At 72.0% G+C, this 13,177-nt stretch carries 14 protein-coding genes; 11 read left to right on the top strand and 3 right to left on the bottom strand.

Annotation, left to right across the window (positions count from 1 at the left end):
• Window positions 1–38: 38 nt before the first annotated feature.
• Window positions 39–776 (bottom strand): HAD family hydrolase, encoded by a 738-nt coding sequence (locus tag ACFOY2_RS24890; RefSeq protein ID WP_379530487.1) that lies wholly within the window; start codon window positions 774–776, stop codon window positions 39–41.
• Complete coding sequence (locus ACFOY2_RS24895; protein ID WP_379530488.1) at window positions 773–1,501, bottom strand: hypothetical protein; 729 nt, start codon at window positions 1,499–1,501, stop codon at window positions 773–775. The genes ACFOY2_RS24890 and ACFOY2_RS24895 overlap by 4 nt, the downstream gene beginning before the upstream one ends.
• 136 nt (window positions 1,502–1,637) lie before the next feature.
• Between ACFOY2_RS24895 and ACFOY2_RS24900 the strand changes: the two genes are divergently transcribed.
• Window positions 1,638–2,474 (top strand): helix-turn-helix domain-containing protein, encoded by an 837-nt coding sequence (locus tag ACFOY2_RS24900; protein ID WP_379530489.1) that lies wholly within the window; start codon window positions 1,638–1,640, stop codon window positions 2,472–2,474.
• A gap of 19 nt (window positions 2,475–2,493) precedes the next feature.
• On the top strand, window positions 2,494–3,318 hold the full coding sequence (locus ACFOY2_RS24905) for an SAM-dependent methyltransferase (RefSeq protein WP_379530490.1): 825 nt from the start codon (window positions 2,494–2,496) through the stop codon (window positions 3,316–3,318).
• 35 nt (window positions 3,319–3,353) lie between these two features.
• Here ACFOY2_RS24905 and ACFOY2_RS24910 read toward each other — a convergent pair whose 3' ends face one another.
• Complete coding sequence (locus ACFOY2_RS24910) at window positions 3,354–4,007, bottom strand: GntR family transcriptional regulator (protein ID WP_379530491.1); 654 nt, start codon at window positions 4,005–4,007, stop codon at window positions 3,354–3,356.
• Between the two features lie 79 nt (window positions 4,008–4,086).
• Here ACFOY2_RS24910 and ACFOY2_RS24915 point away from each other — a divergent pair, with 79 nt between their 5' ends.
• The 9 genes from ACFOY2_RS24915 to ACFOY2_RS24955 all read left to right on the top strand — a co-directional run bounded on the left by ACFOY2_RS24915 (window position 4,087) and on the right by ACFOY2_RS24955 (window position 13,108).
• The gene (locus tag ACFOY2_RS24915; RefSeq protein ID WP_379530492.1) at window positions 4,087–5,274 is read left to right on the top strand and encodes a CaiB/BaiF CoA transferase family protein; all 1,188 of its coding nucleotides are present in this window, start codon (window positions 4,087–4,089) and stop codon (window positions 5,272–5,274) included.
• The gene (locus ACFOY2_RS24920) at window positions 5,271–6,080 is read left to right on the top strand and encodes an HpcH/HpaI aldolase/citrate lyase family protein (RefSeq protein WP_379530493.1); all 810 of its coding nucleotides are present in this window, start codon (window positions 5,271–5,273) and stop codon (window positions 6,078–6,080) included. The genes ACFOY2_RS24915 and ACFOY2_RS24920 overlap by 4 nt, the downstream gene beginning before the upstream one ends.
• Before the next feature lie 55 nt (window positions 6,081–6,135).
• On the top strand, window positions 6,136–7,473 hold the full coding sequence (locus ACFOY2_RS24925) for a TRAP transporter large permease subunit (protein WP_379530494.1): 1,338 nt from the start codon (window positions 6,136–6,138) through the stop codon (window positions 7,471–7,473).
• 11 nt (window positions 7,474–7,484) lie between these two features.
• The gene (locus tag ACFOY2_RS24930; protein ID WP_379530495.1) at window positions 7,485–7,712 is read left to right on the top strand and encodes a hypothetical protein; all 228 of its coding nucleotides are present in this window, start codon (window positions 7,485–7,487) and stop codon (window positions 7,710–7,712) included.
• A 103-nt stretch (window positions 7,713–7,815) separates the two neighbouring features.
• Window positions 7,816–8,790: a sugar ABC transporter substrate-binding protein gene (locus ACFOY2_RS24935; protein WP_379530496.1), complete on the top strand. Its 975-nt coding sequence runs from the start codon at window positions 7,816–7,818 to the stop codon at window positions 8,788–8,790.
• A complete protein-coding gene (locus ACFOY2_RS24940) occupies window positions 8,787–9,818 on the top strand; it encodes an ABC transporter permease (RefSeq protein WP_379530497.1) in 1,032 nt (343 codons plus the stop codon). The genes ACFOY2_RS24935 and ACFOY2_RS24940 overlap by 4 nt, the downstream gene beginning before the upstream one ends.
• Window positions 9,815–10,570, top strand: coding sequence for an ATP-binding cassette domain-containing protein (locus ACFOY2_RS24945; RefSeq protein ID WP_379530498.1), 756 nt, complete (start codon window positions 9,815–9,817; stop codon window positions 10,568–10,570). Before ACFOY2_RS24940 ends, ACFOY2_RS24945 begins: the two co-directional genes overlap by 4 nt.
• A 304-nt stretch (window positions 10,571–10,874) precedes the next feature.
• Entirely contained in the window at window positions 10,875–12,182 is a 1,308-nt protein-coding gene (locus tag ACFOY2_RS24950; protein ID WP_379530499.1) for an MFS transporter, read from the top strand.
• Entirely contained in the window at window positions 12,179–13,108 is a 930-nt protein-coding gene (locus ACFOY2_RS24955; RefSeq protein ID WP_379530500.1) for a hypothetical protein, read from the top strand. Before ACFOY2_RS24950 ends, ACFOY2_RS24955 begins: the two co-directional genes overlap by 4 nt.
• The last annotated feature ends 69 nt before the right edge of the window (window positions 13,109–13,177 follow it).

The following is a 13,177-nucleotide window of genomic DNA, read 5'->3' on the forward strand; positions in this document are numbered from 1 at the left end:
GGCGTCAGTGTCAGCGCGGAGGAGCGGCGGGAGCCTGGTCAGCGGGGCGGTGTCAGCGGAGGAGCGGCGGGAGTTCGGTCAGAGGGGTGGTGTGAGCGGAGGAGCGGAGGGAGTTCGGTCAGTGAGGTGATGCGGGGGAAACCGGGCGGCGGCGGCTCGACGCCGAGCCGGTCGAGCCAGACCGAGCGCATCCCCGTCACCGCCGGCCCCGTCACGTCGCGCTCGACGTCGTCACCGACCAGCAGCACCTCCTCCGGCGCCAGCCCGAGCGCCGCCGCCGCGCCGGTGTAGCAGGCGGGCGCCGGCTTGAAGTGGCCGCCCAGCACCTCGCCCGTCAGCACCGTGCGCAGACTCTCGCCGAGCCCGATCGCGCGGACCTTGGCCTCCTGCATCTCCTGCACCCCGTTGGTCAGCACCCCCAGCGTGAACCCCGTCAGCTCCGCCACCGCCCCCGCCGCGTCCGGGTAGGCGATCCAGTGGCGGCGGTAGTGGTCGGTGAAGCCGGAGTAGGCCGCGTCGAGATCGTCAGGGACGGCCACGGCCAACTCCCGGCAGAGCGCCCGCAGTCGCAGGCGCCGCTGCTCCTGCGCCGTGCACTCGCCCGCCTGCCACATCGCCAGGTAGTGGACCTCCAGGCCGGCCCAGAGCGCGGGCACCTCCGGCAGGCGCGGATGGCCGGGGGCGTGGTCCGACAGCCAGGCGCCGATCGCGGCGTCGGCGGCCGACCTGTGGTCGAGCAGAGTGCCGTCCAGGTCGAACAGGATGCCCTTGATCACGCTCCCAGCGTACCGGCGGCGATGCGGGCGGCCGTCTCGTGGGGCGGGTAGCCGAGCGTCAGGCCGCGTACCGACAGCGGTGCCCGCGCGAAGCGGACCTCGGCGTTCTCGCTGAGGATGTAGTGCAGGGCGGGGGAGTGGCGGCGGTGCGCCTCCAGGGCGGCGGCCTCGGGCTCGGCCAGGTCGGGCGGCAGCGCCTCCAGGTAGTCGGCGATCAGCGCCTCGAGGTCGAAGAGCCGGCCGTAGCGCTCGGCGGTGCCCGCCACCACCCTGACCAGGTCGCCGTTGGTCTGCGCGTGATAGACCAGCCCGGTGCCGCCGCTCTTGGCGAACCAGCTCATCGCCTCGTCGGCGGGCAGCGTGAACGAGCCGTACGGTTTGCGCCCGTACAGCAGGGCTTCGGCGATCCACCGGTCGCACCACAGCGCGTCGCCGTACGGCACGGGCGCCCGCGGATCGACGACCAGGCCCTGGGCCAGCACCGGGTTCCAGGCCGACACCAGCGGGCTGGAGAAGCGGGGCATGCGCGGGCCGTGCCAGTGGCTGAGCGCGTGGCCGTACCAGACGGTCACGACCTCGACCTGGAGCCCGGAGCGACGGCGCTCGTAGGTGCCGTTCATGACCTGGCCGCAGTCCGGATGGCGCCATGGGCCAGGGACGACGTCGGGATCGGCGGGGACCGGAGGAGTCCGGTAGTCGGGATGCAGGATCCACGCGTCCGCCACAGTCCCCGCCCTTCCAGATCGGCATATGCATTGCGGGTCAGACCACTAGAGTGGCATCGTGCATCACCCGTAACGTGGTGGCAATAGAGCAGGTGTGAACGCTGAGTTTTGTCATTGAGAGCCCTATGACGTACGTATGCAGTTAAGCGTGGTGGCGGCCAGACTCGCGACATTACGGGCCGAATGCGGATTGTCGATGAAGGCCGCCGCGCGGGCCGCCGGGCTCAACACCTCCACGATCTTCCGGATCGAGCACGGCCTCGTGGCGCCGCGCGAGTCGACCGTGCGCCTGCTGCTGGAGCTGTACGGCGAGGGCGAGCACGCCCCGAGGCTGCTGTCGCTGCTGCGCGAGGAGCGCCTGCCCGGCTGGTACGACGCGCCCGCGGTGCCGCTGCGGCTGTCGGGCTACCTGGCGTTGGAGGAGCGCGCGCAGGTGATCTACGCCTACTGCCCGGGGTTCGTGCCGCCGCTGCTGCAGACCCGCGCCTACACCGAGGCCGCCGCCCGCGCCACGTTGCCGCCGGGCACGCCGCCCGAGCGGATCGCCCGCGCCGCCGACGTGGTCGCGCGCAGGCAGGAGGCGCTCGACCGGCACCGCGGGCCGCACCTGTGGACGGTGCTCGATCGGCAGGCGCTGGCCGACCCGCCGCTGGGGCGGCAGGAAGAGCGGCTCGCCCAGCTCGACGCGCTCACCCACGCCGCCAAACAGCGGCACATCGCCGTCCAGGTCACCAGGCCCGTCGCCGAGACCGGCTGCCTGCACCAGGGGCCGCCGTTCACGCTGCTGCGCTTTTTCGAGCAGGGCCGGGCCGACGTGCTCGTCCTGCACCTGCTGCACGCCCCGGTGGTCGTGGAGGACCGGCGGCGGATCGAGGAACACCAGCAGGCGTTCGCGCGGCTGTCGCTGTCGGCGTTCCCCGTGGACGCCACCGCTGGCATGCTGGACGGAATCCGCGCCACGCTCTCGGCCTGACCGGGATGGAGGTTCCTCGATGCCCGACAACATCGCATCCCTGGGGTCGGCCAGCACCGCCCGCATGTACGACGCCGCCCAGGGCGGCAAGCAGAACTTCGCCGCCGACCGCGAGGCGCTGGAGGCGGCCGAGCGGCTCAGCGCCGAAGCCGCCACCGCGCTCGTCGCCCACCACCAGCACGTGCGCCGGGTGGTACGGCACCTGGCCGGGCTGGGCGTCGACCAGTTCGTCCTGTACGGCACGGGCCTGCCCAGCACGGGCCCGGCCCACGAGGCCATCCACGAGGTGTTCCCCCTGGCCAGGGTCGTGTACGCGGAGCAGGACCCGTACATGGTGGCCCACGCCATGGCCGTCACCGGCAAGGGCTCCGACCGGGTCAGGATCGTGGCCTGCGACCTCGCCGACCCGGCCGAGCTGCTGGGCGAGCCCATGGTGCGCACGTTCGTCGACTGGGCCGAGCCGGTCGCGGTCGGGGTGCTGTCGGTGCACGAGATCCCGGCCTGGGACGTCTCGTGGACGGCGCGGCTGCGCGCCGCCCTGGCGCCGGGCAGCCACCTGTGGCTGACGGCGCTGAGCATGGACGCCTACGACGACGGCATGCGGGCCGCCGTCGAGGAGGCCAACCGGCACCTGGGGCTGAGCGTGCACTTCCGCTCGCGTGAGGAGGTTCTGGCCCTGTTCGACGGGCTGGAACTGCTCGATCCCGGGCTGGTGTGGGTGCCGCAGTGGCGGCCCGACGGAAGCGAGGTGGACATGGCGCCCGAGCTGACGGCCTGGCTCGGCGGCGTGGCGAGGTTCGGCCCGTCCCGGTACGGGTGGGAAGGGGAGAGCGCGTGGCTCTGATGGCCGGCACATGTGAGGCGCCCCCGGGCGGGTGGTCAGTGGTGGGTGCGGTGTTCGCCCGCGCTGCGCACGTGCTCGACCATGATGCGTTCCGCCGCGTCGCCGTCGCCGGCTTCCAGAGCGGCCAGGATGCCCGCGTGCGCGTCGAGCTGGGCTCTGGCCTGGCCGTCGTCCAGCCAGAGTGAGGCCTCGGCGGGCACGGGGAAGCTGTTGCGCACCGACCTGGCGTGCGCGCCCAGGAAGGCGGGGCCGCCGATGTCGACGATGCGCAGGTGGAAGTGCCTGCTCTGCTCGCCGAGCCGCTCGTTCTCGCCGCGCTCGGCGTCGGCTGTCATCGCGGCGTGCAGTTCGCGCAGGGACGCCAGCTCCTCCGGCGTGATCCGCGCGGCGGCCAGGCGCGCGCCCAGCCCCTCGACGACCGCGCGCAGGCCGTAGTACTCGGCCACGGCCTCGTCGCCCAGGTCCACCACGGTCGCGCCGTGGTGCGCCTCGTAGCTGATCAGCCGGTCCTTCTCCAGCCTGCGCAGCGCCTCGCGCACCGGCGTGACCGAGACGCCGAGCCGTTTGGCCGCGTCGGCGGCCCGCAGCGCCGTGCCCCCGGGGATCCGCCCGCTGCGGATCTCCTCGAGCAGCACGCTGTAGACATAGTCGGCCTTGCTCATGGGCGGCCGCGGCTCGCTGGTGGACATGTCGTCAAGTGTCCCTCAAAATCCCGGTTGATCAGTCGAAAGCTTGACCTATGACATATTTCTTATAAGTTACATACCCATGACGAGCCTCGACGACCTGCGCGTCATCGACGCGGCGACGCTGTTCGCCGGCCCCTCCGCCGCGATGATGCTGGCCGACTTCGGTGCCGACGTGATCAAGATCGAGCACCCCCGCCGCGGCGACCCCTCGCGCGGCCACGGCGCCTCCGTGGACGGCGTCGGCCTGTGGTGGAAGACCCTGTCGCGCAACAAGCGCGCCGCGGCCGTGGACCTGTCGCGGGCCGAAGGCCAGGACATCCTGCGCCACCTGGCCGAACGGTCCGACGTGCTGATCGAGAACTTCCGCCCCGGCACCCTGGAACGCTGGAACCTGGCCCCCGAGGACCTGCTGGAGCTCAATCCCCGGCTGATCGTGGCGCGGATGACCGGGTTCGGGCAGTTCGGCCCGATGGCCAAGCAGCCGGGGTTCGGGACGCTGGCCGAGGCCATGAGCGGGTTCGCGGCCATGACCGGGGAGCCCGACGGCCCGCCCACGCTGCCGCCGCTGGCCCTGGCCGACGGCATCGCGGGCCTGGCCATGTCGTACGCGATCATGGTGGCCCTGCGCGCCCGCGAACAGACGGGACGCGGCCAGGTCGTCGACATGGCGATCATCGAGCCGATCCTCGGCCTGCTGGGGCCGCAGATGAGCGCCTACAAGGCCCTGGGGATCGTGCCGCGGCGCACCGGCAACCGCTCCACCAGCAACGCGCCGCGCAACACCTACCGCACCCGCGACGGCCGCTGGCTGGCGATCTCCACCAGCGCGCAGCCCATCGCCGAGCGCGTGGTCACCCTCGTGGGCCGGCCCGACCTGGTGGAGCAGCCCTGGTTCGCCAGCGGGCACGGCCGCGTCCAGCACGTGGACGAGCTGGACGAGGCGGTCGCCTCATGGATCGCCGAACGGGACGCCGATGAGGTCATCGCCCGCTTCGAGGAGGTCCAGGCCGCCGTCGCGCCCATCTACGACGTCTCCGACATCGCCAGGGACGCCCAGTACACGGCCCTGGACACCTTCGTCGACGTGCCCGACGAGGAGATCGGCCAGGTCACCATGCAGAACGTGCTGTTTCGCATGTCGGAGACCCCCGGCGAGATCCGCTGGCCGGGCCGGCCGCTCGGCCGCGACACCGACGAGGTGCTCGCCGAACTCGGCTACGACGGCGAACGCATCGCCGCGCTGCGCGAGGACGGGGTGATCGCGTGAACGTCACCTGGCTGTATGTGCCGGGCGACCGCCCCGAGCGCTTCGCCAAGGCGGCCGCGTCCGGCGCGGACGTGGTCATCATCGACCTGGAGGACGCGGTCGCGCCCGCCCGCAAGGACGAGGCCCGCGCCAACGCCGTCGCCTACCTGCGCGAACGCCCCGCCGAGGGCCAAGTGCACGTGCGGATCAACGACCTGGCCACCGCGCGCGGCCGCGAGGACCTGGCGGCCGTCGGACAGCTCGCCGACGGCGTGCGGGTGCCCAAGGTCGAGTCCGCCGAGGTGCTCGACGCGATCGCGGGCGCGCCCGCCTACGCGCTGCTGGAGTCGGCCGCCGGGCTCGTCAACGCCCGCGCCATCGCCGCCCACCCGAGCGTGGCCGGGATCGCGCTCGGTGAGCAGGACCTGGCCGCCGAGCTGTCGATCACCGACGAGAACGCCATGAACCACCTCCGGCTCCAGGCCGTCATCGCCGCCGCCGCGGCGGGCCTGCCGCCGGTGCCGATGTCCGTCTACCCGAACGTCCAGGACGAAGCCGGCCTGCTGGCCTCCAGCCGGGCGGGCCGCGCGCTCGGCCTGTTCGGCAGGACCGCGATCCACCCCCGCCAGATCCCCGTGATCAGGCGGGCGTTCCGGCCCACCGAGGAGGAGGCGGCCAGGGCCGCCGAGATCGTCGAGGCCGCGCGGGCCGCAGAACAGGCGGGGCTCGGCGCGGTCGCCCTGCCCGACGGCCGGTTCGTGGACGCCCCCATCGTCGCCAGGGCCCGCCGCACCGTGGCCCTGGCGCGGCGACTGGCCGATCGATGACGATCGGCCGCGCGTAAACCCCCCCCATTTCCCCCCATCGGAGGTCAGTCACGCCATGGGAATCGCCGTCTGGGCGCTCATCGCCTACATCGCCATCATCGTCGTCTGGAACGGCGTGCTGAAACGCAACATCGGTGAGGCGATGCTCATCGGTTTCGCCGGCGTGTGCCTGTTCGGCGGCGCCGACTTCTTCGGCCTGGCCTGGGCGGGCATCGCCGAGGCGGTGGCGGAGGAGGTCGTCTTCGCCGCGCTGGCCTTCGTGTTCATGGGCTACCTGCTCACCAGGCTGGGGTTGATCCAGGAGCAGGTCACCGTGCTCAACTCCATCTTCGGACGGCTGCGCGGCGGTGCCGGCTACGTCTCGACCTCGGCCGCCGCCCTGCTCGGCGGTCCGGCGGGCTCGGGTTCCGGCATCGCCGCGTCCGTCGGCTCGGTGACCATCCCGTGGATGACCCGCTCCAACTGGCGGCCCGACCTGGCCGCCTCGCTGGTGGCGGGCAACGCCGGGCTCGGCATCTCGATCCCGCCGAGCTCGTCGATGTTCCTGCTGCTCGGCTCGGCCGCCGTGGCGCCCGTGCTGAGCGCCGACCAGCTCTTCGTGCCCGCGCTCGTCGGCGGCATGTGGACGGTGCTCTACCGGTTCGTCGTGGTCTTCCTGTGGGTGCGCCGGCACCGCATCGCGGCCACCGACGCCGCCGACATCGTCCCGCTGCGGGAGGCGCTGCGCGCCGGATGGACGTCGCTGCTGGTGTACGCGGGCATCATGATCCCCGTGCTGATGACGCTCGACTTCGGCGTGGCGTTCATGGAGTCGCGCGTCGGCGAGGCGGCCGGCGACATCAGCATCGTCGTGTGGATCCCGGTGCTGACCGTGCTGGCCACCCTGGCGGTGGCGTGGAAGCGGCTGCCGCGCACCGGCCGCGCCTGGAGTGAACTGCTCGGCGACATGGCCCCCAGGTACGCGGTCATCGGCGCCACGCTCTTCTTCGCCTTCGCGGCCGCCGCCAGCCTGGGCGAGCTCGGCCTGGTCGACCAGCTCACCGCGATCATGAAGGGCCTCGACGCGCCGCCCGTCGTGATCGCCACCCTGGTCGGCCTGCTGATCGTGGTCATCGCCGCGCCGCTGACCGGCACCGCCACCATCGCGGCGGTCGGCGGCGTGGCCTTCAGCGCGCTGACCTCGGCCGGGGTCGCGCCCGCCGCTGCGGCCACCGCCATCATGATCTTCGCCTCGACCGAGGGCGCCTCGCCGCCGGGAGCGGCCCCCATCTACATCGCCAGCGGCATCGCCCAGGTCGACCCGGCCAGGACGTTCGGCCGGCTGATCGTCTGGTTCGTCATCCCGACCCTGGTCATCGGCGTGCTGGTGGCCACCGGCGCACTGCCGATCTGAGAGGACCCCCCGTGAAGAACCTCACCATGATCCTGTTCAAGATCGGCGTCGTGCTGTTCCTGGCCCTCGGCGTGGTCGTCGTGCTCACCCAGGCGGTCGGCCTCGTCGTCGGCGACCCCGGGCTGGTCTCGGGGGCGGTCTCCGCGCTCGGCATGGCGATGACGGTGGCGGCCGGGGTGACCGGGCTGCTCGGTTTCGTGATGTCGTACATCTTCCAGTGGAAGTCCGGCGAGGACTGAGGCAGCCGGCCGGCCGATGCGCTCGGCATAGGTCAGCATGTCTATACAAAGAGTTGACATTGGGGTACAACCAGGCCAAGCCCGTTGGTCTTGGAGGTGTCCTATGAGACGTACCCCGATCGTGCTGGCGCTGCTGGGCGCGCTCGCCGTGAGCGGCTGTTCCTCCTCGGGAGGGCAGAGCGCGCAGAGCGGCCCGGCGGCCCCCGCCGCCGCCCCCGCGGGCGGCAGCTTCTCCGTCATCACCCATGGAGCGCCAGGAGACTCCTTCTGGGACGTGGTCAAGAACGGCGCGGAGGCCGCGGGCAAGCGGTACGGCGTGAAGGTCACCTACCAGGGCGACGGTGACCCCGCCAAGCAGTCGCAGCTCATCGACCAGGCCGTCTCGGAGAAGGTGGACGGCATCGTGGTCTCCATGGCCAACCCCGACGCGCTGAAGGAGGCCATCGGCAAGGCCGTCACGGCGAAGATCCCGGTCGTGACGATCAACTCGGGCGCCGACTCCTCCAAGGCGTTCGGCGCCATCACGCACGTCGGCCAGTCGGAGGACGTGGCCGGGCGCGGGGCGGGCGAGCAGCTCAAGGCCGCCGGCGTCACCAAGCTGCTGTGCGTCATCCACGAGGCCGGCAACGTCGGCCTCGACCAGCGCTGCAAGGGCGCCGAGCAGACGCTGGGCGGCGCCGTCGAGCGGCTGCAGGTTGACGTCAGCAACCTGGCCGACGTCACCTCCAAGGTTGCCGCCAAGCTCCAGTCGGACAAGCAGGTGGGCGGCGTACTCACGCTCAACCCGGCCGTCGCGGTCGCCGCCAGGGACGCCATCAGGGACGCGGGGTCGCAGGCCAAACTGGCCACCTTCGACCTGTCGGCCGACGTGGTGGCCGCGATCAAGGACGGGGAGATCCTGTTCGCGGTGGACCAGCAGCAGTACCTGCAGGGCTACCTGCCGATCACGTTCCTGACCCTGTACAAGGACAACCTCAACACCGTCGGCGGCGGCCTGCCCGTCAACACCGGGCCCGGCTTCGTCACCAAGGACAACGCCGAGCAGGTGGCCAAGCTGGCCGAGGCCGGCACCCGATGACGATCGCGGCCGACGAGAGGGTCGCCGACGTCGGGCTGGCCCGCCGTCTGCTCATCAGGCCGGAACTCGGCGCGGTGGTCGGGCTGGTCGTGGTGTTCGCGTTCTTCGCCGCGCAGTCGCCGGTGTTCCGCTCGCCGGACGGCATCGCCAACTGGCTCGACCCGGCGGCGACCCTCGGCATCATGGCGGTCGCGGTCGCGCTGCTGATGATCGGCGGCGAGTTCGACCTGTCGGCGGGCGTGCTGACCGGCACCAGCGGTCTGATCCTGGTCACGCTGGCCACCCGCTTCGGGTTCAGCGTGTGGGCGGCGATGCTCGTCGGGCTGGTCGTGGCGCTGGGCGTCGGGCTGGCCAACGGGCTGATCGTCACCAGGACGAAGCTGCCGAGCTTCATCGTCACCCTCGGCACGTTCCTCATGCTGCAGGGCGTCAACCTGGGCGTCACGAAGGCCATCACCGGGACCGTGCAGGTCAGCGGCCTGCGCAGGGCGCCGGGCTTCGAGGGCGCCAGCGCGCTGTTCGCCGGGACCATCCAGATCGGCGGGACCTCCTTCCGGGTGGCGATCCTGTGGTGGATCGCGGTGACCGCGCTGGCCACGTGGGTGCTCATGCGCTCGAAGGCCGGCAACTGGATCTTCGCGGTGGGCGGCAACGAGCAGGCCGCCCGCGCGGTGGGCGTGCCCGCCGCCCGGACCAAGATCGCGCTGTTCATGACGACGGCGTTCGCGGCCTGGCTGGTCGGCTCGATCCTGGCGCTGCGTTACACCTCGGTGCAGGCCAACGTGGGCATCGGCCAGGAGTTCATCTACATCATCGCCGCCGTCATCGGCGGCTGCCTGCTGACCGGCGGGTACGGCTCGGCCATCGGGGCCGCCATCGGCGCGGTGATCTTCGGCATGGCCGACAAAGGCATCGTGTTCCTGGGCTGGGACGCCGACTGGTTCAAGTTCTTCCTCGGCGCGATGCTGCTGCTGGCGACGCTGGCCAACCGCCTGGTGCGGCGGTATGCCGAGGAGGTGAAACATTGATCCTTCAAACCCGCGGCATCGGCAAGACGTTCGGCTCGGTGCTGGCGCTGCGCGAGGTGTCGATGGGCGTGGAGGCCGGCCGGGTCACCTGCGTGCTCGGCGACAACGGCGCGGGCAAGTCCACACTCATCAAGATCCTGGCCGGGGTGCACCGGCACGACGCCGGCACATTGCTGGTGGACGGCGCCGAGGTGCGCCTGTCCAGCCCGCGCGACGCGCTCGACCGGGGCATCGCCACCGTCTACCAGGACCTGGCGATGATCCCGCTCATGTCGGTCTGGCGGAACTTCTTCCTCGGCTCCGAGCCGCGCAAGGGCCTGGCCTTCGACGTGGCCAAGGCCCGCCGGGTGGCCCGCGAGGAACTGCGGGCGATGGGCATCGACATCCGCGACGTGGACCAGCCGGTCGGCACGCTGTCGGGCGGCGAACGGCAGTCGGTGGCCATCGCCAGGGCCGTGCACTTCGGCGCCCGCGTGCTCATCCTGGACGAGCCCACCTCGGCGCTCGGCGTCAAGCAGGCGGGCATCGTGCTGCGCTACATCGCCAGGGCCCGCGACCGGGGGCTCGGCGTGGTCTTCATCACCCACAACCCGCATCACGCCTATCCGGTCGGAGACCGGTTCCTGCTGCTCAACCGGGGTACGAGCCTGGGCGAGTACGCCAAGGCCGACATCACGGCGCAGGAACTGACGGCGCTCATGGCGGGCGGGGCCGAGTTGGAGGAGCTGGCCCACGAGCTGAAGAGAGATTGATGGAGATTTGACCGATTCGGGTGGTGCCCTATATGCGAATCGTGGCATCAAGGGTAGAAGGGAAGAGACACCCGAATCTACTTTGTAAAGGCGTTCGGCGTGGAGCTATGGCGCGACGAACCCCCCGGACCGTTATTACCCGGGGGCGCGAGACTCGTCCGGCGGCCCGGTGAGGGCCGCCGGGGCCGCGCCCAGTGCGTACGGCACACAACGCCCTGACCGCCAGGGCGGCACGCACAGCGGCGCGCGAGGGGGACGGCTCTATGGTGCGGCCATACGTCGCGCCCCCCTCCGAGGAGTTTGCATGACCGCCGTCGACTCCAGAACGCTGCCCATCGGCGCCGCGTTCGACCGGATGCCGTTCACCCGCCGGCACGTGCTCATCGCGCTGGCCCTGTTCATCGCGTTCGTCATCGAGTCGTGGGAGCAGCTCGCGCTCGTCTACGTCTCCGGTGGCCTGGGGGCGAGCTTCGGGATCGACGAGACCGGGATCGGGATCGCGCTGTCGGCGGTCGCGCTGGGCATGATCCCGGGCGTGCTGGTGTGGGGGCCGGTGGCCGACCGGGTCGGGCGCAAGCCGACCGCGTTCTGGTCGCTACCGGCCTACGGGGTGATCGCCTTCGCCTCGGCGTTCTCGCCGAACCTGCCGGTGCTGGTGGCGCTGCGGGTGGCCTCCGGGCTGGCGCTCGCGGGCGTCTACACGATCACCTTCCCCTACTTTCTCGAGCTGCTGCCGACCAAACACCGGGGGCGGGCGGCGGTGTACCTGTCGATCGGGTGGCCGATCGGCATGCTGGCCGCGATCGGCGCGTCGGTGACGCTGGGCGAACTCGGCTGGCACGTCGTGGTGATCGCCAGCGCGGCGGCCGGGCTGTGGGCGTTCGCGATCAGGGCGTGGGTGCCCGAGTCGCCGTACTGGCTGGCCGCCCGCGGCCGCCAGGAGGAGGCGCGGGCGGTGCTGCGGGAGCTGCGCAGCCCGGACGCCGAGGCGAGGTTCACGGTGGTGAGCGAGCGGGTCGGGCGGCCGCTCGACCTGTTCCACGGGCCGCTGGCCAGGGTCACCGTCGTCATGCTGGCGCTGAACTTCTTCTTCAACTGGGGCTATTGGGGGCTGCAGACGTGGTTGCCGACGTTGCTGCAGTCCAAGGGCCTGACGTTGTCGGCGTCGCTGGGCTTCGCGGCGCTGAGCGCGCTCATGATGATCCCCGGGTACGTGAGCGCCTCGCTGCTGACCGGCCGGTTCGGCCGCAAGAAAGTCTTCCTCGTGTACGTCGTGGCGGCGGCGCTGGGCGGGCTGCTGTTCGCCACCGCCACCACGATGCCCGCGCTCTACCTGGGCAACTTCGTCCTGTCGTTCTTCAGCCTGGGCGCCTGGGGCGTCTGGAACACCTGGAACGGCGAGCTCTACCCCACCCACCTGCGCGGCACCGGCTATTCGTGGGCCACGGCCGCGCAGCTCGTGGCGACCACGGTGGCGCCGTCGGCGGTGGGCGCGCTGCTGGCGCACGCGACGGGCTTCACGCCGACCATGCTGGTCATCAACGCCTTCATGGTGGCGACGGCGCTGCTGGCCGTGCCGCTGCCGGAGACCGAAGGGCGCGAGCTGGAGTGATCCTCGGCGTGGCCCTTCCCGAGCGGGCGGTGGTGGCCGTCAGGGACGGCGTCCCCGAGTGGCCGGTCGCCAGGGTTGCCGCGCGGGCGGCGGAGCGGGTGTGCGTGGCGGTGGACCTGGCCGCCGCGCCGGTCGCGCCGGTGGCCGCGATCCGCGTCGGCGGCCCCTGCCCGCCGGTGTTGCGGCCGGTCGTCGGCTCGGGGGTGGCGATCATCGTGCGGGGCGGGCACAGCCTGACGGGGCGGGTGCTGGAGCCGCTGGACACCGAGGCGGTGCGGCGTTTCGCGGCCTCGTGCGGGCTGGTGGACTTCGCCGTGACGGCGACCGGGTCTCCGATGCTGGCCGATCACGAGCTGGCGGTGGCGGCGATCGTGGCGGCCGAGGTGCCGGGGGCGCGGATCACATTGTCGTATGAGTTCGGGCAGCCGGGGCTGCGGGAACGGGAGGCGGACGCGATCAGGAACGCCGCCCTGGGGCCCGAGGCGGGGCGGATCGCCGACGAGGTGGCCAGGGAACTGCCCGGCGTTCCCGCCTACTTCGCGCGGTCGGGGCGCGGGCTGGTGTCGGCGCCGTACTTCCGGCGCTATCCGCAGGCGTGCGCCCTGGGCGGGGCGGCCGGTCTGGCGCGCGGGCGGGCGGCTTTCGGCCCTTCTCGTTCTGACGGGGTCTGCGATGAGATGGCGGCGGCCTACGGGGCGGCGCTCGGGCGGCCTGAGGCGCAGGTGGAGAGGATCGTGCAGGCGCGGGGGCGGGCAGAGCTGGATCGGGTGCTGCAGGAGGCCAGGGACGAGGCGCTCACCCGGGTGGTCAGCGCCGGGGCCGCGCCGGGGTCGGCCAGGATCGCCGAGACGACGGCGAATCCGCTGTCGTACCTGCCGGACGGGCTGTACCGGGTGCGGGTGACGGCGGAGGGGACGGCGCCATGAGCGGGACCAGGCCGATGACGGCGAAGGGACGGCGCCATGAGCGGGCCGGGCCGATGACGGCGAGGGATG

Origin of the sequence: Nonomuraea purpurea (genome assembly GCF_042650645.1) — a bacterium.
Taxonomy (GTDB): Bacteria; Actinomycetota; Actinomycetes; order Streptosporangiales; family Streptosporangiaceae; genus Nonomuraea; species Nonomuraea purpurea.

Excerpts from the sequence above, each read along its gene's own strand:
- ACFOY2_RS24900 (WP_379530489.1), top strand. The coding sequence starts at position 1,638 with ATGCAGTTAAGCGTGGTGGCGGCCAGACTCGCGACATTACGGGCCGAA.
- ACFOY2_RS24905 (WP_379530490.1), top strand. The coding sequence starts at position 2,494 with ATGCCCGACAACATCGCATCCCTGGGGTCGGCCAGCACCGCCCGCATG.
- ACFOY2_RS24910 (WP_379530491.1), bottom strand. The coding sequence starts at position 4,007 with ATGTCCACCAGCGAGCCGCGGCCGCCCATGAGCAAGGCCGACTATGTC.
- ACFOY2_RS24915 (WP_379530492.1), top strand. The coding sequence starts at position 4,087 with ATGACGAGCCTCGACGACCTGCGCGTCATCGACGCGGCGACGCTGTTC.
- ACFOY2_RS24925 (WP_379530494.1), top strand. The coding sequence starts at position 6,136 with ATGGGAATCGCCGTCTGGGCGCTCATCGCCTACATCGCCATCATCGTC.
- ACFOY2_RS24935 (WP_379530496.1), top strand. The coding sequence starts at position 7,816 with ATGAGACGTACCCCGATCGTGCTGGCGCTGCTGGGCGCGCTCGCCGTG.
- ACFOY2_RS24940 (WP_379530497.1), top strand. The coding sequence starts at position 8,787 with ATGACGATCGCGGCCGACGAGAGGGTCGCCGACGTCGGGCTGGCCCGC.
- ACFOY2_RS24950 (WP_379530499.1), top strand. The coding sequence starts at position 10,875 with ATGACCGCCGTCGACTCCAGAACGCTGCCCATCGGCGCCGCGTTCGAC.